General features: G+C 71.0%; 19 protein-coding genes. 11 read left to right on the top strand and 8 right to left on the bottom strand.

Annotated elements, in window-relative coordinates; translation table 11 throughout:
- Window positions 1-120: 120 nt before the first annotated feature.
- Genes OG735_RS15395 through OG735_RS15410 form a run of 4 tightly spaced genes read left to right on the top strand, consistent with a single transcriptional unit; the run spans window position 121 to window position 4,841 of the window.
- Window positions 121-1,434, top strand: coding sequence for an ABC transporter substrate-binding protein (locus tag OG735_RS15395; protein WP_327323745.1), 1,314 nt, complete (start codon window positions 121-123; stop codon window positions 1,432-1,434).
- Between the two features lie 18 nt (window positions 1,435-1,452).
- Complete coding sequence (locus tag OG735_RS15400) at window positions 1,453-2,493, top strand: carbohydrate ABC transporter permease (RefSeq protein ID WP_327328327.1); 1,041 nt, start codon at window positions 1,453-1,455, stop codon at window positions 2,491-2,493.
- Window positions 2,494-2,503: 10 nt separating this feature from the next.
- Entirely contained in the window at window positions 2,504-3,349 is an 846-nt protein-coding gene (locus tag OG735_RS15405; RefSeq protein WP_327323746.1) for a carbohydrate ABC transporter permease, read from the top strand.
- A 55-nt stretch (window positions 3,350-3,404) separates the two neighbouring features.
- The gene (locus OG735_RS15410; RefSeq protein WP_327328328.1) at window positions 3,405-4,841 is read left to right on the top strand and encodes a GH1 family beta-glucosidase; all 1,437 of its coding nucleotides are present in this window, start codon (window positions 3,405-3,407) and stop codon (window positions 4,839-4,841) included.
- Here the strand turns inward: OG735_RS15410 and OG735_RS15415 are convergent.
- Entirely contained in the window at window positions 4,809-5,768 is a 960-nt protein-coding gene (locus OG735_RS15415; RefSeq protein ID WP_327323747.1) for a trypsin-like serine peptidase, read from the bottom strand. The two genes, OG735_RS15410 and OG735_RS15415, sit on opposite strands and share 33 nt — an antisense overlap.
- Window positions 5,769-5,867: 99 nt before the next feature.
- Window positions 5,868-6,167, bottom strand: a complete 300-nt coding sequence (locus tag OG735_RS15420) for an HAD family hydrolase (protein ID WP_327323748.1) — start codon at window positions 6,165-6,167, stop codon at window positions 5,868-5,870.
- A gap of 304 nt (window positions 6,168-6,471) precedes the next feature.
- On the opposite strand from OG735_RS15420, the gene OG735_RS15425 reads away from it, so the two are divergent.
- Complete coding sequence (locus OG735_RS15425; protein WP_327323749.1) at window positions 6,472-7,878, top strand: S41 family peptidase; 1,407 nt, start codon at window positions 6,472-6,474, stop codon at window positions 7,876-7,878.
- A gap of 86 nt (window positions 7,879-7,964) precedes the next feature.
- Here the strand turns inward: OG735_RS15425 and OG735_RS15430 are convergent, their stop codons facing one another.
- The 3 genes from OG735_RS15430 to OG735_RS15440 all read right to left on the bottom strand — a co-directional run bounded on the left by OG735_RS15430 (window position 7,965) and on the right by OG735_RS15440 (window position 11,846).
- Window positions 7,965-9,452, bottom strand: a complete 1,488-nt coding sequence (locus OG735_RS15430; RefSeq protein WP_327323750.1) for a cellulose binding domain-containing protein — start codon at window positions 9,450-9,452, stop codon at window positions 7,965-7,967.
- Window positions 9,453-9,657: 205 nt separating this feature from the next.
- Entirely contained in the window at window positions 9,658-11,058 is a 1,401-nt protein-coding gene (locus tag OG735_RS15435) for a sensor histidine kinase (protein ID WP_327323751.1), read from the bottom strand.
- A complete protein-coding gene (locus OG735_RS15440) occupies window positions 11,055-11,846 on the bottom strand; it encodes a response regulator transcription factor (protein ID WP_327323752.1) in 792 nt (263 codons plus the stop codon). The genes OG735_RS15435 and OG735_RS15440 overlap by 4 nt, the downstream gene beginning before the upstream one ends.
- Before the next feature lie 69 nt (window positions 11,847-11,915).
- Between OG735_RS15440 and OG735_RS15445 the strand changes: the two genes are divergently transcribed.
- Window positions 11,916-12,464: a hypothetical protein gene (locus tag OG735_RS15445; protein WP_327323753.1), complete on the top strand. Its 549-nt coding sequence runs from the start codon at window positions 11,916-11,918 to the stop codon at window positions 12,462-12,464.
- 25 nt (window positions 12,465-12,489) lie between these two features.
- On the opposite strand, the gene OG735_RS15450 is transcribed toward OG735_RS15445, so the two are convergent.
- Together OG735_RS15450 and OG735_RS15455 are read right to left on the bottom strand one after the other, a co-directional pair.
- Window positions 12,490-13,365, bottom strand: a complete 876-nt coding sequence (locus OG735_RS15450) for a spermidine synthase (protein WP_327323754.1) — start codon at window positions 13,363-13,365, stop codon at window positions 12,490-12,492.
- Between the two features lie 162 nt (window positions 13,366-13,527).
- Window positions 13,528-13,983, bottom strand: a complete 456-nt coding sequence (locus OG735_RS15455) for a hypothetical protein (RefSeq protein ID WP_327323755.1) — start codon at window positions 13,981-13,983, stop codon at window positions 13,528-13,530.
- Between the two features lie 240 nt (window positions 13,984-14,223).
- Between OG735_RS15455 and OG735_RS15460 the strand changes: the two genes are divergently transcribed.
- A complete protein-coding gene (locus tag OG735_RS15460; protein WP_327323756.1) occupies window positions 14,224-15,621 on the top strand; it encodes a tetratricopeptide repeat protein in 1,398 nt (465 codons plus the stop codon).
- 45 nt (window positions 15,622-15,666) lie between these two features.
- On the opposite strand, the gene OG735_RS15465 is transcribed toward OG735_RS15460, so the two are convergent.
- On the bottom strand, window positions 15,667-16,263 hold the full coding sequence (locus OG735_RS15465) for a histidine phosphatase family protein (protein ID WP_327323757.1): 597 nt from the start codon (window positions 16,261-16,263) through the stop codon (window positions 15,667-15,669).
- Window positions 16,264-16,450: 187 nt separating this feature from the next.
- Between OG735_RS15465 and OG735_RS15470 the strand changes: the two genes are divergently transcribed.
- Genes OG735_RS15470 through OG735_RS15485 form a run of 4 tightly spaced genes read left to right on the top strand, consistent with a single transcriptional unit; the run spans window position 16,451 to window position 21,326 of the window.
- On the top strand, window positions 16,451-17,326 hold the full coding sequence (locus OG735_RS15470; RefSeq protein WP_327323758.1) for a phosphatase PAP2 family protein: 876 nt from the start codon (window positions 16,451-16,453) through the stop codon (window positions 17,324-17,326).
- The gene (locus tag OG735_RS15475; RefSeq protein WP_327323759.1) at window positions 17,256-18,377 is read left to right on the top strand and encodes a hypothetical protein; all 1,122 of its coding nucleotides are present in this window, start codon (window positions 17,256-17,258) and stop codon (window positions 18,375-18,377) included. The genes OG735_RS15470 and OG735_RS15475 overlap by 71 nt, the downstream gene beginning before the upstream one ends.
- The gene (locus tag OG735_RS15480; protein WP_327323760.1) at window positions 18,368-19,954 is read left to right on the top strand and encodes a hypothetical protein; all 1,587 of its coding nucleotides are present in this window, start codon (window positions 18,368-18,370) and stop codon (window positions 19,952-19,954) included. The genes OG735_RS15475 and OG735_RS15480 overlap by 10 nt, the downstream gene beginning before the upstream one ends.
- Before the next feature lie 34 nt (window positions 19,955-19,988).
- Entirely contained in the window at window positions 19,989-21,326 is a 1,338-nt protein-coding gene (locus OG735_RS15485) for an AAA domain-containing protein (protein ID WP_327323761.1), read from the top strand.
- The last annotated feature ends 187 nt before the right edge of the window (window positions 21,327-21,513 follow it).

A 21,513-nucleotide genomic window follows, 5' to 3' on the forward strand; every position in this document is an offset into this window, starting at 1 on the left:
CACCGTACCTGACCCATACACAACCCGCACGTTCCCCGCCCGAGCCGCAGAACGTCAACGTAACGGCGCTGCAAGCCGGTTGGCCGGGAGGTCGGCACGTCAGGGCACAAGGAGGACGCAATGCGCAGGGCAGTAATCCTCGCGGTCGTCGCCGCGCTCGGCGCCGGTCTGCTGGCCGGCTGTGCCAAGGACAGTGACGAACCTGCCAACAGCGCGTCGAAGGCCGGCGGTGGCGGCAAGGGCTCAACCACGCTCACCGTAGGCGTCTTCGGCGCGTTCGGTCTCAAGGAGGCCGGCCTCTACGACGAGTACATGAAGCTCAACAAGAACATCGTGATCAAGCAGACCTCGATCGAGCGGAACGAGAACTACTACCCGCAGCTGCTGACACATCTGGGCAGCGGCAGCGGACTCGCCGACATCCAGGCCGTCGAGGTCAACAACATCGCCGAGATCACCGCCACTCAGGCCGGCAAGCTGGTCGACCTGGGCAAGGCGGACGGGGTCCAGAAGGACGCGTTCCTGCCGTGGAAGCTGGCGCAGGCCACCACCAAGGACGGCAGGACGATCGCGCTGGGCACCGACATCGGACCGCAGGGCATCTGCTACCGCAAGGACCTCTTCGCCAAGGCCGGGCTGCCCACCGACCGTGAGGCGGTCGGCAAGCTGTGGGCCGGCGACTGGAACAAGTACCTGGACGCGGGCGAGCAGTTCAAGGCCAAGGCGCCCAAGGGCACGGCGTTCGTGGACTCCGCGTCCGGCGTGATGGAGGCGATAACCGGCAGCAACGAGAACCGCTTCTACGACAAGGACGGCAAGGTCGTCTACAAGACGAACCCGTCCGTGAAGCAGGCCTGGGACATCGCAGCGGCGTTCGCGACGGAAGGTCTTACGGGCAAGCTCCAGCAGTTCACGCCTGCCTGGGACCAGGGCTACGCGAACGGCACCTTCGCCACCGTCTCCTGCCCGGCCTGGATGCTCGGCTATATCCAGGACAAGGCCGGGGCGGCCGGCAAGGACAAGTGGGACGTGGCCGCGGCGCCCAGGCCCAGCAACTGGGGCGGCTCGTTCCTGACCGTCCCCGACGCAGGCAGGAACAAGGCCGAGGCGGCGAAGCTCGCGGCCTGGCTGACCGCGCCCGAGCAGCAGGCAAAGCTCTTCGCCAAGCGCGGCAGCTTCCCCAGCGCCAGGGCCGCGTACTCCCTGCCCGCCGTCTCCGGTGCCAAGCACGCCTACTTCGCGGGCGCGCCCATCGGGCAGATCTTCTCGAAGGCCGCCGAGGGTGTGCCGGTCCAGATCATCGGGCCGAAAGACCTGATCATCGCGCAGAACCTGGCGGACATCGGCATGCTCCAGGTCGACCAGAAGGGCCGCTCACCCAAGGAAGGCTGGGACGCGGCGGTGAAGGCGATCGACAACGCTCTGGACCAGTGAGCGCCGGTGAGCATGAGCATGCGGGGGTCCAGTGGTCGTCCCCCGACAGAACACAGCACCACTCCGGAAACCGCCGTGCCCTCCCCGGGGGAGGAGGGCGCGGCCCCGCCGCGCGTGCAGGTGTCGTCGGCGGCCGAGGAGCGGCGCCGCGCCCGGCGCAGCCGCCGCTACCGGCTGGATGTGAAGTGGAGCCCGTACGCCTTTGTCATGCCGTTCTTCGTCTTCTTCATGGCATTCGGGCTCTTCCCGCTGCTCTACACCGGCTGGGCCTCGCTGCACCGGGTGGAGCTGACGGCGCCCACCGACATGGAGTGGGTGGGTCTGCGGAACTTCTCGCGACTGCTCGAGGACGAGTTCTTCTGGAACGCGCTGAAGAACACCGTCACCATCGGGCTGATCTCCACGGTGCCGCAGCTGCTGATGGCGCTGGGCATCGCGCATCTGCTCAACTACCGGCTGCGCGGCTCGATGTTCTTCCGGGTGGCCGCGCTGACTCCCTATGCCACCTCGGTGGCCGCGGCGACGCTCGTCTTCGTGCTCCTCTTCGGACGCGACTACGGGATGATCAACTGGGCGCTGGGGCTGGTCGGTTTCGACAACATCGACTGGCAGAACGGCGAATGGACCTCCCAGCTGGCGGTCTCCACCATCGTGATCTGGCGGTGGACGGGTTACAACGCGCTGATCTATCTCGCCGCGATGCAGGCCATCCCGAAGGATCTGTACGAGTCGGCCGCGCTGGACGGTGCCTCACGCCGGCAGCAGTTCATCCATGTCACGATCCCCTCGCTGCGGCCGACGATCCTGTTCACCTGTGTGGTCTCGACGATCGGCGCGACCCAACTGTTCGGTGAGCCGCTGCTGTTCAACGGCGGCGCGGGCGCGACCGGTGGCGCCGACCACCAGTTCCAGACGCTCGGGCTCTATCTGTACGAGCAGGGCTGGGTCAATCTCCACCTCGGCCGGGCCTCGGCGATCGCCTGGGCGATGTTCCTGATCCTGCTGGTGATCGGCGCGGTGAACTGGCTGCTCGCCCGCCGTCTGAGCAAGAGCGCGTAGGGGGGACGACATGTTCAGCGCCAAACGTGCCGGACGCCAGTTCCACGGTGGCCGGATCACCTATGCCGTACTGATCGTGTTCACTGCCGGCTCTCTCTTTCCGCTGGTGTGGACCGCGATCGCGGCCTCCCGCAACAGCTCCCGGCTCGCGCAGACTCCCCCGCCCTTCTGGTTCGGCGGCAATCTCTTCAAGAATCTCGAGATCGCCTGGACCGACGCCAATATGGGCGCCGCCCTGCTCAACACGACGATCGTCGCCGGGTCGATCGCGACCGGGACCGTGGTCTTCTCGACGCTCGCCGGCTTCGCCTTCGCCAAACTCCGCTTCCGCTTCAAGAACCTGCTGCTCGTGCTGGTGATCGGCACGATGATGGTGCCGCCGCAGCTCAGCGTCGTACCGCTGTACATGCTGATCGCCGAGCTGTCCTGGACCGATCAGCTGCAGTCCGTCATCCTGCCCACCCTGGTCAGCGCCTTCGGAGTGTTCTTCATGCGGCAGTACCTGATCGAGGCGCTGCCCACCGAGCTGATCGAGGCGGCCCGGGTGGACGGCGCGAACAGCTGGCGCGTGGTGTGGCATGTCGTCTTCCCCGCGGCCCGGCCAGCGATGGCGGTGCTGGGCATGCTGACGTTCGTGATGGCGTGGAACGACTTCTTCTGGCCGATCATCGCGCTGACCCAGAACGGCAGCCCCACGGTGCAGGTGGCGCTGACCGGGCTCGGCCGCGGCTATATCCCCGACCAGTCGGTGATCATGGCCGGCGCACTGCTGGGCACGCTGCCGCTGCTGATCGCGTTCGTCGTCTTCGGCAAGCACATCGTCGGCGGCATCATGCAGGGCGCGGTCAAGGGCTGATACCCCCTCACACTCCCCTATCCACATACATGTTGGGAGCACACACATGTCCGTCATGCCTGTGACCTTTCCTCCCGCCTTCCTGTGGGGCACCGCCACTGCCGCCTACCAGATCGAGGGCGCGGTACGCGAGGGCGGCCGCACCCCGTCGATCTGGGACACCTTCAGCCATACGCCGGGCAAGGTGGAGGGCGGTGACACCGGGGACACGGCCGTCGACCACTTCCACCGCCGGGCCGAGGACGTCGAGCTGATGGCCGGCCTCGGCGTCAACGCGTACCGCTTCTCGGTCTCCTGGCCGCGTGTACAGCCCACCGGCCGCGGCCCTGCCGTCCAGCGCGGCCTCGACTTCTACCGCGGCCTCGTCGATGATCTGCTCGACCACGGCATCCGTCCCGTGCTCACCCTCTACCACTGGGATCTGCCCCAGGAGCTGGAGGCGGCGGGCGGCTGGCCGGAGCGGGACACCGCGCACCGCTTCGCCGACTACGCCCGTATCGTCGCAGAAGCGCTCGGCGACCGCGTCGATATGTGGACCACCCTCAACGAGCCCTGGTGCAGCGCCTTCCTCGGATACGGCTCCGGGGTCCACGCACCCGGCCGCACCGACCCGGTCGCCGCCCTGCGTGCCGCCCACCATCTCAACCTCGGCCACGGTCTGGCGGCCCAGGCGCTGCGCTCCGTGCTCCCCGCCCGCGCGAAGCTCTCCATCAGCCTCAACCCGAGCGTCGTCAGGGCGAGGAGCCAGAGCCCCGGTGACCTGGACGCCCGGCGCCGTATCGACGCGCTCGCGAACCGGATCTTCGCGGGCCCGCTCCTCAAGGGCGCGTATCCGCAGGATCTGTTCGCGGACACGGCGGCTCTGACCGACTGGTCCTTCGTCCACGGCGACGATCCGGCCGTCATCAAGCACCCCCTGGACTCGCTCGGACTGAACTACTACGCACCTGCAGTTGTATCGGACGCCACTGACAGTCACGCCGAGCGCAGCGACGGCCACGCCGCCGCCGAGCACTCGCCGTGGCCCGGCGCGGACGCGGTCTCCTTCCACCAGCCGCCAGGCGAACGCACCGAGATGGGCTGGTCGGTCGACCCGACCGGGCTGTACGACCTGCTGCTCCACTACACCCGCGAGGCGCCGGGACTACCGCTGGTGATCACCGAGAACGGTGCCGCGTACGTCGACAAACCGGCCGCCGACGGCACGGTCCACGACCCCGACCGCATCCGCTATCTGCACGGCCATCTCTCGGCGGTCCACCGGGCGATCGCCGACGGCGCGGACGTACGCGGCTACTTCCTCTGGTCGCTGATGGACAACTTCGAGTGGTCCTACGGCTACGGCAAACGCTTCGGCGCGGTCCACGTCGACTACGAGACCCAGACCCGTACGCCCAAGTCCAGCGCCCACTGGTACGCCGCGCTGGCGCGGACCGGAGTGCTGCCGGAGCTGCCGAAGCTACCCGAGCTGCCCGAGCTGCCCAAGGCCTGACACATACGGCGGACGCTTGATGTCCGCGTCCTTCGTGCCCGCGACGGCGTCGTCGTAGAGGGCCTGCGCGTCGGCTGCGTAGAGCGGTGAGTAGGTGATCCAGTCGACGTTCTGGTCGTTGCCGCCGCCGTTGTAGCCGCCAGTGTTGCCGATGACCTTGCCGGTGCGGGTGCGGGAGTCGTAGTCCGTGATCCACGGGCCGCCGGAGACCCCTCCGTGAAAGCCGCCGCAGGCCATCTGCATCTGCCGGAAGCCGGGCAGTCGGGAGGTGGTGACATCGCAACGGAGCGCCTGGTGCCTTCTGTTGACGTCTTCGTCGCCGGGATAGCCGATCACGGTGGGGCTGTGGCGGTACCCCGACGCCCGGGTGAAGGTGAGTGAACCGGTGACGTTCTCGGCCTTGCCCCTGCCGTTGGGCGCGAGCCGCGCGAAGGCGAAGTCCAGATCGGAGACGGGCTCCGTCGTGTTCTGCCGGTACCTCGGGTCGACGAAGATCCTCTTCACCTCGAAGACGCCGCTCGGCTGGTCGGCGGCGGAGGATCCGTGGCGGTACTGCGGTACGAAGATGGGGTGCGTGGCGCTCTTGAGGCCGAAGGCGCAGTGGGCGGCGGTGAGGACCAGGTCCTTCCCGCGGCTGTGGACGACGCTGCCCGTGCAGGATGTCTCCCTGCCGCCGAACGGCTTGCCGTCGTAGAAGAACGTGCCCACCATCGGCAGGCCGCCGAAGTACGTCCCGTTCTTGGTGCCGACAGGTGTGTCCGCCCGCCTCGGCCCGTACTGGTCCGCGTCAACAGATGCGGCGTCCGCCATGCGCTCGGCCGTCCAGAACCGCTCGTCCTCGCTGAGGGTCGCTGCCGTGGCAGGACCGGGGCGGAGCACTCCCGCGAAGACGATCAGCGTGAGTGCAAGCAGCCAACGTGAGCGCAAGACACTGTATCTCTGGTAGAGGATCTCGGCCGTGACAAAGCGACACTTGCATACAAAAGGGATCCGGCGACGCTCCAGGACACGTCAAGGCCGGCGACCTCAGTCGTCGCTGAGCACTCTCCACGTACCCCGGCGGGCGTGACGCAGCAGCACCGGGTCGTCGCCCACGACCACCGGGTTGCCGACCTCGGTCAGCAGGGCGAGGTCGGCCGCCTCGTCCGCGTACGCCGAGCAGTCCGCCGGGTGGAAGCCGTACTCCCGCATCAGCGTGCGTGCGGCGTACCCCTTCCCGTGGCCCCGCGTGCAGGTCAGCATCTCGTCCGCGCCCAGGCGCGCGGCCAGCGGCGCCACCACGGGCAGCGGAGAGCTGGAGACCAGCACCATCAGATCGCCCGCCACCGCGTGGCAGATACGCGGTGAGGCCGGGCTCGTTCCACAGTGCCCGCCGCACCAGCGTGCCGCCCACGTCGAAGAACGCGGCCTTACGCGGGACTTGGCGGGTTCTGGCGGCGATAGGAGTGATCGGGACAACCGTCTCGTTCATGCCCATCAATACGAGGTGCCGCCACACATCACTCAAAAGTCGTGGGGGTTTTCCCCACCCCGGAGTGACCGGACAGCGGGATGTCCCCGACAGGTCGGACGGTCGATCGTGGTGGTACGTGATCGACGACGTAGGACGACGTAAGGGGAAGGCACCATCATGCAGCTCAGGAGTGGTTCGGGCACCATCTGCAGGACGATCGCGGCGGCGGCGCTGCTGGCCGTGACCGCGAGCGTGGCCCTGCCGCTCGCCCCCGCCGGCGCGCAGCCGCCGCAGCCGCCCGCCGGTGTGTGGCAGGTCGACGGCTACGGCGAGGTGTTCTCGCTGGACGGGAGCCGGCTGCAGGAGTACCAGGTCACCGGCGTCAGCTGTATCAAGGGCGTTTCGGCCGGGCGCGCGGGCGGGCAGGCGGGAACCGCCCGGTACGCCAACGCAGGCGGCGATGCCTTCAGCGTACGGTCCACGGGCCGTCCCGACCGGGCCGCGATGCATATCGACGGCTCACCCGGCGACCGCGGTCTGCGGCGCATCGCCGCCCTGCCCGCCGACTGCCTCAAGGGGAAGCCCGGCGGACCGGTCGCCGCCTTCGACGTCTTCTGGCAGACCTTCGAGGAGAACTACCCCTTCTTCGCCGCCAAGGGCATCGACTGGCAGGCGGTCCGGGACCGCTACCGCCCCCGAATCGGCCCGCGCACCACCGACGCCGAACTCTTCGCGGTCTTCCGGGAGATGGTCTCACCGCTGCATGACGCGCATGTCGCCGTGTTCGCAGGCGAGACCGGCCGCTTCGGCATGACCCGGCCCGGCACCGTGATGCCCGGTGAGGAGCTGGACACCAAGGTCACCTCGCACATCGAGAAGCGCGATCTCAAGGGCACCGAGCTCAGGAAGTTCGCGCGCGGCCGGATCGGATACGCCGAACTCCCCGGCGGCCAGGGCTACTTGCGTATCTCCGGATTCGGCGGCTACGCCGAGGCGAACGACTTCGCCGCCAACAGCGCCGTACTGGATGAGGCTCTGGACACGATCTTCACCCGCGCGAGCACCGCCCGGCTGCGCGGCCTGATCATCGATCTGCGGATCAACGGCGGCGGCTCCGACTCGCTCGGGCTCCAGCTCGCCGGGCGCTTCACCGGCCGCCCGTACTTCGCCTACGCCAAGCGGGCCCGTAACGACCCTGCCGACGCAAGCCGGTTCACCCGCCCGCAGCCGCAGTACGTACGGCCCGCGGCCGCGCCCCGGTACACCGGCCCGATCGCGGTGCTGACCGGAGGCTCGACCGTCAGTGCCGGAGAGACCTTCACACAGGCGCTGATGGAGCGGCCCGGCCGGACCGTGCGGATCGGCGAGAACACGCAGGGCGTGTTCTCCGACGCGATGGAGCGCGAGCTGCCCGGAGGCTGGCAGATCCGGCTGCCGAACGAGGAGTTCCTGACCCGCTCGGGCGGTACGTTCGACGGCCCGGGAATCCCGCCGCAGCTGCGCGAACCGGTCTTCACCGACGAGGAGTTCGCCAAGGGCCTCGACTCGGCCTTCGACCGGGCCGTCGCCGTCCTCGGCCACTGAAGGACGACGCAGGGGCGCGCGCCCCGGCCGGATGGGGGGGAGGTCCGGCCGGGACGCGCGGGTGGGGGGCGGGTGGCTCGTGGTGACTACTTGAAGGCGGCGAACGCCTTCGTGAAGGCCAGCGGCTCCTGGACGATCGAGCTGCACGTCGCGTCCGCGGTGTTCTTCGCGCCGCCCGGGCACGCCTTGTCGCGGGCCGCGGACCACATCGCCAGCCAACCGAGGCCCTTCGACTTCGCGAAGTCGACCAGCTGACTCGCGTCGTCGACCTTGAAGATCTCGGTCGCGACGTCATTGACGCCGATCATCGGCGTGACGGCGACGGCCTTCCACGCGGCGGCGTCGGAGAGTCCGAGCACGCCCTTGATCTGCGCCTGGGTCGCCGTCGCGGCCTGGATCGCGTAGTCGCCCATGTCACCGCTGTACGCCGGTCCGTAGTCCATCGCCATGATGTTGACCGCGTCGACCTTCACGCCGTTCTTCTTGGCGTCGGCGATCAGGTCCACGCCGGGCTGGGTCAGGCCCTCGGGCATGACCGGAAGGGTGAAGGAGACATCGAGCCCCGGGTGGGACTTCTGCAGCTGCGCGATCGCCTGCGAGCGGCGGGTGTTGGCGGCGGTGTCCGGCAGGGCCGCGCCCTCGATGTCGAAGTCGACCTTGGTGAGCTTGTACTCGTCGATGACCTTGCCGTACGCCTTTGCGAGCTCGTCGGCGGAGGAGCACTTGAGCCCCAGCTCGGAGCCCGCAGCGCCGCCGAAGGAGACCCGGACGTCGCCGCCCTTGGCGCGCAGCGCGCCTATCTGGGAGGCCACCTTGTCGCTGGCGAGGTCGGTGACGCCGCCCCAGAGCGGCGCGCAGCTGCCGCCGGAGGTGATGAAGGCGAGGTTGAACTCCTTGATCCCGGCCTTGGTCGCGGTGTCCACCAGGTCGTAGGCCGGGTAGAGCGAGGTGTCGACGTACGGCGCGAAGCCGGCGCCTGCCGCGGTGCCGCCGCCGGGGGTCCCGGTCGGTGTCGGGGTGGGGTTGGTGGGCGTGGGGGTGGGTGTGGGCTTCTGCGTGGGGGTGGCGGTCGCCGTCGGGGTGGGCGTGGGCTTCTCGGTGGGCCGGCCGCTCGGCTGCGGCGTCGCCCCGTCGTCGACCGAACACTTGATCTTGTTGATTGTGCAGGAGGTCGGGTCGGCGGCCGTCCCCGTACCGCTCGCGGAGGTCACGAAGCCGACGGTGACCGACTTGCCGGGCGCGATCTCCTTGTTCCAGCTCGCGGGCGTCACCGTGACGTGCTGCCCCTTGACGGTGTGCTCACCGTTCCACAGTGAACCGATCGTGGTTCCCGTGGGCAGATCGAATTCGAGCGTCCAGCCCGACTGCGCCTTGTCGGTGTCATTGGTGATGACGTACTGGCCGGTGTAACCACCGTTCCAGGAGCTGGTCTTGGTGTATGTGGCGCCTACCGCGGCGGCCTGGGCCGTGCCCGTGAGCGCGAACGCCGCGCCACCGATCACCGCGGCGGCGACGACCGCGCCGACCGCCTTGGTCCTGACGCTCGCCCTGCGCCGGTGCGTAGTGCTGCCCATTGCGTGCCTGCCTCTGCGTTACGGGGGTGGGGGGTGTGGCAGCACGCTAGCGGCCTGGAAACGGACAAATAGCCTGTTCAGGGCGGAGGTTGAGCTTCTTAGGACGGCCTTAAGGAAGGCATGGGAGCGGATTAATGGTCGAGACCACTCGGTTCGTTCCCGGGGGCACAACGGGCTGCCGGACGGACCCCGTCACGCATCGCGGTCACCGCACCAGGCCCGCGCGCCTGCGGCGCTTGACCGTTCCGCGGTGGCCGCGCCTGCGCTCACCGCCCGCGCCCTCCCGGCCGTCGAGCCCGATCCAGATCCGTATCTCCGTGCCGCCGAGCACCGAACGGCCGATCCGTACGTCCCCGCCCGTCGACTCCGCGACCCTGCGCACGATGTCCAGGCCGAGGCCCGTCGAGCCGTCCCGGCCACCGCTGTTGCCGCGGGCCATCGCCGCCTCGGGGTCAGTGATGCCGGGACCCGCGTCCGAGACCAGGACGATCACCGCGTCCTCGCCGTTGTGGACGTCGACCGAGAACGCCGTCCCCTCCGCGGTGTGGCGGAAGACATTGCCGAGCAGCGCGTCGAGCGCGGCGGCCAGTTCGGGCCGCGCGACCGGGATGCGTACGGGACGGTCGACACCCGCGACCCGTACCTTGCGGCCCTCGTCCTCCGCGAGCGCCGACCAGAAGTCCATCCGCTCCCGGACGACCGCCGACGCGTCGCAGCCGGCACCGGGACCGACTGCCGCGGTCTGCGGTTTGGCCTCCCGTGCCGTACGGATGATCGTGTCGACCTCGCGCTCGAGCTGGGCGACCGCGGCCCGGGTCTGGTCGGCGGCCGGGCCCTCGCCGAGCGAGGCCGCGTTGAGGCGCAGCACGGTGAGCGGCGTACGCAGCCGATGCGAGAGATCGGCTGCCAACTCACGCTCATTGGCGAGGAGTTGGACCACCTGGTCGGCCATGGAGTTAAAGGCTACGGCGGCGGAGCGCAGCTCGGTCGGCCCCTCCTCCGGGACGCGCGCGCCGAGCCTGCCCTCCCCCAGATCGTGCGCGGCGCCCGCGAGCCGCTGGGCGGGCTGCACCATCCGGACGCCGAGCCGGTCGGCGACGGCGACGGAGCCGACGATGAGCGCGATGCCGACGCCGGCGAGCACCAGCCAGGCAGTGTCGACGCCGTTGGAGACCTCGCCCTCGGGCACGAAAACCTCGACGACGGCGATCTGACCGGTGCTGATGGCGGTCGGCTGGAGCAGCGCGGAGCCGTCGGTGACCTCAGTGATGGAGGCACGGCCGAGCCGCTGCGTGGCCTCCAGGTCTTTCTGTGCGGCCCGGCGGGTGCCGATGTTCACCGGCTGGCTGCCCGCCTCGCCGGAGGCCGGGATGTGCACGGCCATCCGCCCGGCCGCACCGGCCTGGGTGGACATGACGGCCCGCTCCAGCGGATCGCGGTCGGCGGTGATGGAGAGGGTGGGGCCGATGGCGGCGGCCTGCCGCTCGGCGTTGGAGAGGGCCCTGTCCTTGGCCATCTCCTGGACGACGAGCCCCAGCGGCACGGCGAAGGCCACCACGACCATCGCCGTGACGGCCAGGGAGACCTTGACGAGTGCCCATCTCATGGCCGGTGTCCGTTCGGCTGTGGTCCGCCTGGCTGTTGACCGTTCGGCTGTGGTCCGTTCGGCTGTGGTCCGTTCGGCTGTGGTCCGTGCGGCTGTGGTCCGTGCGGCGGCTCCAGCTTGACGCCGACTCCGCGCAGGGTGTGAAGGTACCGGGGCCTGGCCGCCGTTTCGCCCAGTTTCCGCCGCAGCCAGGACAGATGTACGTCGATGGTCTGGTCGTCGCCGTAACTCTGCTGCCAGACCTCGGCGAGCAGTTCCTTGCGCGGTACGACCACGCCGGGCCGACCGGCCAGGAAGGCCAGCAGGTCGAACTCGCGACGGGTCAGGTCGAGGGCGGCGCCGTCCAGGTCGGCCTGGCGGCGCAGCGGATCGATGGAGAGCCCGCCGACCTGGATGAGGCGCGAGGGCGGGGCCTCTCCGGCAGCGGCGCGCGAGCGGCGCAGTACGGCGGCCATCCGCGCCGAAAGATGCTCCACCGAGAAGGGTTTGATGAGGTAGTCGTCGGCGCCGTCGTTGAGCAGCCGGACGATCTCCGCCTCGTCGTCGCGCGCGGTGGCGATGATGACCGGCACGTCGGTGATACCGCGCAGCATCTTCAGCGCCTCGGACCCGTCCAGATCGGGCAGGCCGAGGTCGAGAATGACCACGTCGAAACGGAAATGGGCCACCTCGCGCAGCGCCTCGAGGGCCGTGCCGACGCTCCGTACCGTGTGGGAGGCCTCGGTCAAGTGCCTGATGAGGGCGGAGCGCACGAACTGGTCGTCCTCGACCACGAGCACACTTGCCATGGGCGGCACCGTACGCCATCCGGAGTACCCGGGTCCCCCTAAGGACAGACGTGGGGCGCGTGGTGCACTATGGCCCGGATGCATCGAGGACTCGTACATGCCATGGCGTGGTCGCTGTCCACCGGCGCGGCGGTGACGCTGTCCTGGTGGGGCGTCCATACCGTCATGTCCGGGACGGCGTACGACCGGCCGCGCGCGCTGCCGATCAGCGCGGACAGCGCCACCACGCAGGGAGCGAGGCCGCAGGTCTCCTCCACTCAACGGCCGCCGACCCCCTCGCCGTCGAAGCCGTCCGCGCCGGACAGGAGCAGTAAGCCGTCGGCCACGTCTCCCGCCGCCAAGCCGAGCAGGACGAAGCCACCGTCGTCCACGACGCCCTCGTCGACGCCGACGTCCGGGAATGTGAAGAGCTACACGGTCGACGGCGGCCGGGTCGTCTTCGACATCGGCCAGGTCTCGGCCGAGCTGGTCTCGGCGACCCCGGACGCCGGCTGGCAGATGCAGGTGTGGAAGCAGCCGTCGTGGATCCGGGTGACCTTCACGCAGAACGGCCGCGAGGTCTCGGTGTTCTGCACCTGGAACGGCCATCCGCCGATGGTCGAGTTCGACGATCGCTAGCGGAGCCGGCGGAACTCAGCCGGAACTAGCGGAACGCAGCCGGTGGCGGTACGGGTGAGGGCTTGGCGCTGGCGTCGGTGACCGCGGCCGCGCCGCCCGTGAAGTCGGCGAGTGCCCTTCCGTGTTCGACCCGGCCGGGGTGCGGGTCGCTCGCGACGCGGCGGGTCAGTTCGGCGACCGGCAGCGGTACGTCCGAGGCGAGGAGCACGGCGTTGCCGAAGCGGCGGCCGCGCAGCACGGTCGGGTCCGCGGCGAGCGCGAGTTCGGGGAAGACGGTGGCGGCGGTGGCGACCTGGGCTCGGACATGGGCGAGCGGCGGACCGTCGGCGAGGTTCGCTGTGTAGTGTCCGCCCGGCTTCAGGGCCCTTCGCACCTCGGTGAGGAACTCCGTACTGGTCAGATGCGCGGGTGTGCGGGCGCCGCTGAAGACATCGGCGATGACCAGGTCCGCCCAGCCGTCCGGGATCTTGCCGAGGCCCTCGCGGGCGTCGCCGGACCGGACGCGTATGCGCGCAGTGGGGTCCAACGGGAGCTGTTTGCGGACCAGTTGGACCAGCCCGGCGTCCAACTCGACGATCTGCTGGGTGGATCGGGGGCGGGTGGCGGCGATGTAGCGGGCGAGCGTGAAGGCTCCGCCACCGAGGTGGACGACCTGGAGGGGGCGGCCGGGCGGGGCGACGAGGTCGACGATGTGGCCGAGGCGGCGCTGGTACTCGAAAGAGAGATACGCGGGGTCGTCGAGGTCGACATGGGACTGCGGCGCACCGTCGAGGAGCAGCGTCCAGGCGCGGGGGCGCTCGCGGTCGGGTATCAGCTCGGCCAGCCCGCCGTCCACCTGCTCGACGACGGGTTCGGGGCTGCCGCCCCCGCCCGTACGGCCGCGCCGTTTACTTTTTGCCATCAGCCCATTATCGGCACCGATCCGGGTGGGCTGCCCGCGCAGGGCCCGGCGGCCGGCACGGCTCAGCAGTGTGCACGGCTCAGCAGTGTGCACGATTCGGCGGCGTGCAGGGCTCGGCGCGGGCGCGGCTCGGCGGCTTGCGCGGCTCGGGGCTTGCACGGCTCAGCTGCAGTTGTCGGCGGCCTCGATGAGGCGGGCCGCCTCGCCGAGCGCCTTGCGCAGGACCGCGGGGTCGGTGACCGGGTCGGCGTCGTCCGGCGGCAGCAGCCAGCCGCTGCCGGTGACCGGCGGCTCGGCCGGGATGCGCAGACCGCGCCCCGACGTCTGCGTACAGGCACTGCCCGGCATGTCCCAGCCGTCTGCGGTGCCGGGCGGCACGAGGAAGCCGAGAGTGTCGCAGGCGCCGTCGTGGAGAACCGGGCCGACGGCCGGAGCGTCCGCCCGGCGCAGGATGTCCACCGCCTCAAGGCCCTGCCGGGCGGGGACGGTCACCAGGTCACAGGGTTCGGCAGCGGCGCCGTCCCCGGGTGGTGCGCTGCTGTCCTGGGTGGGCGTGTGCCGAGCAGTCGTCGCCGTCGTCGCAGTCGTCCGTGGGGCGCCGTTGACGCTGTTCTCCATGCCGACCTCCAACAAGGGGATCCCCTCCTCGCTCGAGTGGAGACACGTAGCGGGTCTCCACATGGTTCAACGCCCGTTGGCGTCAATGGCTACGGCGGCACGCCGCCGCAAAGGATGGCAGTTCATGGCAGATCGAGGGGGACATATCCCTTTTGTAGGCAAACTCTGCGTGCGCGACCCGTCACAGCAGGTACGTTCTTGCTCCGCCGGAACACGGCTGCACCAAGAGAGGGCTCGGCCATGGCGTCGTCGTCACAGGCATCACGGGCAGTTCCCAACCTCGCCTTCCGCGGACTGCGCGGGCAACGCTCGCCCGGAGAGTTCGCGGCGGCAGTACGCAAGGCCGCTCGGGAGATCGGTGAGCAGGTCTCCTGCGATGCCCGCTACATCGGGCGCGTCGAGGCCGGCGAGATCCGCTGTCCGAACTACGCGTACGAGCGGGTGTTCCTGCACATGTTCCCCGGTCTGACGCTGGCGGATTTGGGCTTCACGGCGCGGGAACAAGTACGGGGCGGCCGGGGCCTGCCGCTCGTGCCGGCTCATCCCTTATGCCCCTTCGACGGCAACAGTGACAGCGACATCGACGAGGAGAGCGACGTGCTGCGTCGCGCATTCATGACGAGCGGCTCCGCCACCGTGGCGGCCGCGTCCCTCGGGCTCGGACTCGGGCCCGTACCCGGCAGGCCCGGTTCCACGCCCGGCCTCTCCAGCACCGTGCCCGCTCAGCGGCGAGTCGGCGAGGCGGAGGTGAGCGCCGTCGAAGAGGCGGTACGGCGGATCCGGCTGCTCGACGACCAGCACGGCGCGGACGGGCTCTACCAGCGGGCCGCGCAGCCGCTGAGGGCCGCGTACGCGCTGCTCGACGCGGGGACGACGGCCCGCGCCTCGACCGCCGGCCGACTGCACGCCGGAGCGGGCGAACTCGCCATCTCGGTGGGCTGGTTGGCCCATGACTCGGGCCGCTTCGACGACGCCCGCTCGCACTACGCGGAGGCGCTGGCGACGGCGCGGGTCGCGGGCGACCCGGCGCTGGAGGCACACGCCTTCTGCAATACGTCGTTCCTGGCGCGGGACGCGGGGCGGTACCGCGAGGCGGTGCGCTCGGCGCAGGCCGGGCAGCGCGCCGCGCGGCAGCTGGCCTCGCCACGACTGCTCTCGCTGCTCTCACTCCGGGAGGCGGGCGGCTGGGCGGGGCTCGGCGACCGCGCGAGCTGCGAACAGTCGCTGTCGCGAGCGCACTCGTACTTCGACCTGGGCGTCACAGACGCGGACCCGGAGTGGATGTCGTTCTTCGGGGAGCCGGAGCTGGAGGCGCTCCAGGCACAGTGCTGGGCGGCACTCGGCGAATGGTCGCGAGCGGCCCGCCACGCCCGCCGGGCGGCGGCGCTCCAGGACCGCCGCTTCACGCGCAACCTGGCGCTGTACCGGGCCGAACTGGCGGCGGACCTGGCGCGGGCGGGCGCACCGGACGAGGCGGCGGAGGCGGGCCACCAGGTGCTGGACCTGCTGGACCGGGTCCAGTCCTCGCGCATCCAGTCGATGCTGTCGGACACGGCGAGGGTGCTGCTGCCGCAGCGGCGGGCGGCAGGGGTGGGGGCGTTCCTGGACCGCCACACGGAGACACTCCGCGAGGCATAGCGCCAGGGCCGGGCTGCAGCCGCGGTCGCGGTCGCGGTCGCGGACTCAGACCTCCAGGTGGCCCGTGTCGTTCCAGCGGTCCATCGCCGGTGAGCCGTAGGCCCAGCCCAGGATCGACAGGCTGGTCGGGTCCAGGCGGATACGGGCCGCGAAGGACGGGTCCAGGCCCAGCCAGCGTGCGCCGAGGACCCGCAGGATGTGGCCGTGCGCGAAGAGCAGCACATCGCGGTCGGCCGAGCGCGCCCAGTCGATGACCTTGTCCGCGCGGGCGCCGACATCGGCCAGCGCCTCGCCGCCCGGGACCCCGTCGCGCCAGATGAACCAGTCCGGCCGGTCCGCGTGGATCTCCGCCGGGGTCAGGCCCTCGTAGTCCCCGTAGTTCCACTCCATGAGCGCGCCCCAGTCGGAGGCCCGGTCCCCGAAACCCGCGAGCGCGCAGGTCTCACTGGCCCGAACGAGTGGGCTGGTGCGGACCTCGACACCCTCCAGGCCCGACCACGGCGCCCGGTGCAGCCGTTCACCCAGCAGCTTCGCGCCGCGCCGGCCCTCCTCGAGAAGAGGGATGTCCGTCCTGCCGGTGTGCTTGCCCAGCGAGGACCATTCGGTCTGCCCGTGCCGGGCCAGCAGGATGCGCGGTGCCATGGAGGGCTCTCCCTGAGGTTCACATTCGGTGGCACTCCATCATCGCGCACCTGAACGCAGGGCAACCTCTCGGGCGATCTCGACGTCCTCGTACAGGTCGGGTACCCGATGAACGCGCGCCTTCTTGTACACCGTACGGTTGAACGGTGGCCGATGGCCCCCTGAATACAAAATGGAGATCGTTCGGATGCCGCACACCGCGCCCCGTCATCGGCCACGCTGGTGGACCGAACTGATGCTCATCGTCGTGGTCTACGCCGCGTACTCGGCCGGCCGGCTGCTCGCGCGCGGCAATGAGTCGGCCGCGGTCGACCACGGCATGGCGATACTCCGGGCCGAGAAGGCACTCCTCCTCAACGCCGAGCACCCGCTCAACCGCCTCTTCACCAGCACCCCGGCCCTCGGCGTTCCCGCCGACTTCGCCTATGCGTCCCTGCACTATCTGGTCACTCCGGCCATTCTGGTCTGGCTCTTCCGCCGCCGCCCCGCCCGCTACCGGGCCGCCCGCACCTGGCTGATGCTCTCCACGCTCCTCGGCCTCGTCGGGTTCACGCTGCTGCCGACCTGCCCCCCGCGGCTGCTGGACGCCGGCCAGGGCTTCGTCGACACGATGGCCCAGTACAGCTCGTACGGCTGGTGGGGCGGCGAAGCGAGTGCGCCGCGCGGCATGGGCGGGATGACCAACCAGTACGCGGCGATGCCGAGCCTGCACGTGGGCTGGGCCCTGTGGTGCGGTGTGATGCTGTGGCGGCACGGCCGTACGCCCCTGATGAAGGTCCTCGGCGTCGCCTACCCGCTGCTCACCACGTTCGTGGTGATGGGGACGGCGAACCACTACTTCCTGGACGCGGTCGCGGGCTGCGCAGTGATGGGCGCCGGCGCGCTGCTGACCAGGCCCGCGCTGCGCATCGCCGACCGGGTGCGTACGCGCTTCACCGCCCCTTCCGGCTCGAAGTCCCCGATTGTCAGTGCCGGATGCGAGACTTCCGCGGGTGAGCGAATCCCTGGACAGCGGACCTCCTCCGCAGGCGCCGACGACAGCACTCCGGCAACGGCTCGCTGAGCTGCGCGGCCCCGCCGCGCAGCCGCATCCGCTCGACGCCCGCGCGCTGGCCGCCCTCGCCGCCAACCCCGGCTGCGAACGGCGCGCGCTGCTGGACGGCGCCGGGGTGAACAAGGCGGCGCTCGCCTCCGCGCTGGGGTCGCCGGCCGCGTTCGGGCAGTCGCAGTTCGCTTTCATGCGCGGCAACGCCTTCGAGGCGAAGGTCAAGGCCGACGGCGGTACGGAACTGATGCGGCTGCTGGGCGTGGACGCACCGGCACAGGTCCGGGTGCCCGATCTGACGGCGGCCGGTCCCGAGGGCCGCGCGGCGCGTACGGCACTGGCGCTGCGCGAGGCCACCGGCGCCGGCGAGTGGACGCTGCTCGACCACCCGATGCTGGCACTGCAGGTCGCGGGCTCCCCCGCCTATCTGGAGCCGGACGCGGTGGTCGTGCACCCCGACGGACGGTGGACGGTCGTCGAGATCAAGTCCTTCCCGATGATCGACGGCTCGGCGGACGCGGCGAAGGTCGGCGCGGCGGCGCGTCAGTCCGCGGTGTACGTACTGGCCCTGGAGCGGGTCGCCGCGCTGACGGACGGCGCGCAGGTCGCGCACAGCATCCTGCTGGTCTGCCCGAAGGACTTCTCGAACCTGCCGACCGCGTCCGTCGTCGACGTACGCAAGCAGCTCTCGGTGACCCGCCGCCAGCTGGCCCGGCTGACCCGGATCGAGGACATCGCCGCCGCGCTTCCCGAGGGCACCACCTTCGACCTGGAGCGCCCGGCCGGTGAACTGACCGCGGCGGTCGAGTCGGTGTCCGCGGCATACGCTCCCGAGTGCCTGGCCGCCTGCGAGCTGGCCTTCCACTGCCGCGACCGGGCCCGCGACGCGGGCGTGGTGGAGGCGCTGGGGCGCGGGGTGCGCGGCGAGCTGGGCGGACTGACGACGATCGGCGAGGTGCTGGCGGCGGCACGGAGCGAAGCAGGTGATCCGGACGACCCGGCGGTCGTGGCCCTGCGCCGTGCCGCCGCGCTGCGGGCCGAGGCCCTGGAGGCGGCCGGATGTCGCTGATCTCCACCCTCGCCCGGCTGGAGGCCGTCGAGTCGGGACGGGCCACCCCGCTCGCAACCGTGCGGCACCGGCATCTCTCCGAACGTCCGCTGGTCCTCGTACCGCTGACGACAGCCGGTGAGGCGGGCGCGCCGCTGGGCGCGCTGGTCGGCACGGACGAGGAGGAGCCGCGGCTGCTGGTCGTGGCGCAGCCCCGCGACCGCGATCTGCGCTTCACCTTCCTCGCCGAGCTCGCCGACGCGGTACTGCCGCATCTGGACGCGTACGCCGACGATGTCGAGCCCGCCGAACGCAACGAGACCGACCCGGAGACCGGCAAGAGGGTCAAGGTCGAGGTCGAACTGTGCGCGGACGCACCGCAGTTGATCGTGCCGGGCCGGGCGGGCATCGACTTCGTGCGGCTGCTGGGCCGCTCGATGCGCTTCCGGCGTACGGCCGAGCAGGACCCCGACGCGCCCTACCCCGCGCCGCCACACGTCCCGCTGCTCGGCCGCTGGCTGACGCACTACGGCGAGCGGGCCCGGGTGCCCGGCTCCTCGCTGCTGCTCGCGGCGACCGATCTGCTGAACCGGCACTGGGCGACCGGCCAGTCGAGCCTGGAGGCCCAACACCTGGGCGCGCTGCTCGCCTGGATCGACCCGCCCGAGAGCGAGACGGGCGCCGAGGCGGCGCTGCGGGCGGAGCTGGCGCGTGATGCCCGCGGCCAGCTGCTGTGCCCGCCCGCAGGACCGGCCACCGACCCGGCCTTCGACAACCGGCTGCTGGCCCCCGCCGTGGAGCGGTACGACCGGGCGCGCCAGGCGCTCGGCACTGCTGAGGACGGCGCCGAGGCGGATGCCCGGCTGGGTGAACTGACCCTCGCCGAGCGGGAGATCCGCCGCCTCCTGCTGACCCAGCTCAAGCCCACATGGCACGCGGTGTGGCGCGGCCTCGAGCTGCTGCGGGAGCTGCCGGAGGGGCCGCGGGCGGCGGACCGCTGGACGCGCGACCGCTGGTCGTTCACGGCGCACCGCGATCGCGTACGGGCCGGGGAGCCGCCGCAGCCCCGGCGCGACGACGCGGTGACGGCCGCGCAGAAACTCGCCTCCCGCGAGACGGCACAGGCGCAGCTGGAGGCCCAGGAGGCGCTGGACGACCCGCTGGTGCTGGCGGGGCGCCGGCTGGCGGGCGAGGCGTTCACGAGTGAGGTGACCGAGGTCGTGATGGCCTGGTCCGAGTCGAAGCGGCCGAGCCCGCGCCCTCTGCTGACCGTCCGTACGGACGACCGCCCGCATCTGGGCGAGCGGGTGAAGGTGTACCGCTCGCTGGACGGCAAGCCGCAGACCGCTGAGTTCGTACGGTACGAGGCCGAGGGAGTTCTGGTGCTGCGGCTGACCGACCGCATGGGCCGGTCCAAGGACCCTGCGGAAGGCTCCGTACCGGAAAAGGGCGAGCGGATCGCGTGGACCCTGTTCGAGCACGACCAGCGGGGCGGCCCGAAGCTGCCGGACCCGGAGGAAACCCCATGGACCCACGGCGGCCCTCCGGGCACGGACGCGGAGAGCCCGGACCCCGTGACCCCGGAGGACATTCTGTGACGGCCATCTTTGCCGCGTCCGCCGGAGGTGCGCTGTGAGCGGGCGCGTCTTCGATCCCTCTGCCGAGGCCGCGCGGGCCACCGACGCGATCCTCGCCGACACGCTGCACGGGACGCACCGCGGCGTCGTCGTGGACTCGCCGCCCGGCGCGGGCAAGTCGACGCTCGTCGTGCACGCCGCGCGTGAACTGGCGGCTGCCGGGCGGCCGTTGATGGTCGTCGCGCAGACCAATGCGCAGGTAGACGACCTGGTGGTCCGGCTCGCCGAGAAGGAGCCCGACCTGCCGGTAGGGCGGCTGCACAGCAACGACGCCGACCCGTACGACAAGGCCCTCGACGAGCTCGACAACGTACGCAAGTCCGCGAAGGCCGGTGACCTGGCAGGCCTGGACATCGTCATCTCGACCGCCGCGAAGTGGGCGCATGTGCAGGGTGTGGAGCCCTGGCGGCACGCCATCGTCGACGAGGCGTACCAGATGCGTTCCGACGCACTGCTCGCCGTCGCCGGCCTCTTCGAACGGGCGCTGTTCGTCGGCGACCCCGGCCAGCTGGACCCGTTCTCGATCGTGGGCGCGGACCAGTGGGCCGGGCTGTCGTACGACCCGTCCGCAAGCGCGGTCTCGACGCTGCTCGCGCACAACCCGGAGCTTCCGCAGCACCGGCTGCCGGTCTCCTGGCGGCTCCCGGCGTCCGCCGCGCCACTGGTCTCGGACGCGTTCTACCCGTACACACCCTTCCGCAGCGGTACGGGCCCGGACGACCGGCGGCTGGCCTTCGGTGCGCCGTCGGACGGCTCGGGTCCTGACCGGGTGCTGGACGAGGCGGCGGAGTCGGGGTGGGGCCTGCTGGAGCTGCCCGCGCGCAGTACGCCTCGTACGGACCCCGAGGCGGTACGGGCCGTGGCTCAGGTGGTCCGCCGGCTGCTGGACCGCGGCGGCGCGGCGACCAGCGAGCGGTCCGCGGACCCGGTCCCGGTGACCGCCGAGCGGATCGCGGTCGGCACGGCCCACCGCGACCAGGCGGCGGCGGTACGGGCGGCGCTGGCCGAGGTGGGCGTCACCGGCGTCACCGTGGACACGGCGAACCGTCTCCAGGGCCGCGAGTTCGACGTCACGGTGGTCCTCCACCCGCTGTCGGGCCGCCGTGACGCGACGGCGTTCCATCTGGAGACGGGCCGGCTGTGCGTACTGGCCTCCCGCCACCGGCACGCATGCATCGTGGTGTGCCGCGCGGGCGTCACGGACCTGCTGGACGAGCACCCGTCGACGGAGCCGGTCCAGCTGGGCGTCGCGGTCAAGTTCCCGGATGGCTGGGAGGCGAACCACTCGGTGCTCGCTCACCTGGCGGAACACCGCGTGAGCTGGCAGCCGTGAGCACAGGCGCCGGACGGAGTCCGGCACGCCGCCCGAAGCCTGCGAAGCAGCGCGAGGGCGGCAGACAGCAACAGCCCGGATGGGCGGGAGGCGAACCATGCGGTGCTGTCCCACCTGGCGGAACACCGCGTGAGCCGGCAACCGTAGACGCCCTTGCGGAGAACGGGACAATGGACGGTGGCCACGG

It is taken from the genome of Streptomyces sp. NBC_01210 (genome assembly GCF_036010325.1).
GTDB lineage: Bacteria > Actinomycetota > Actinomycetes > Streptomycetales > Streptomycetaceae > Streptomyces.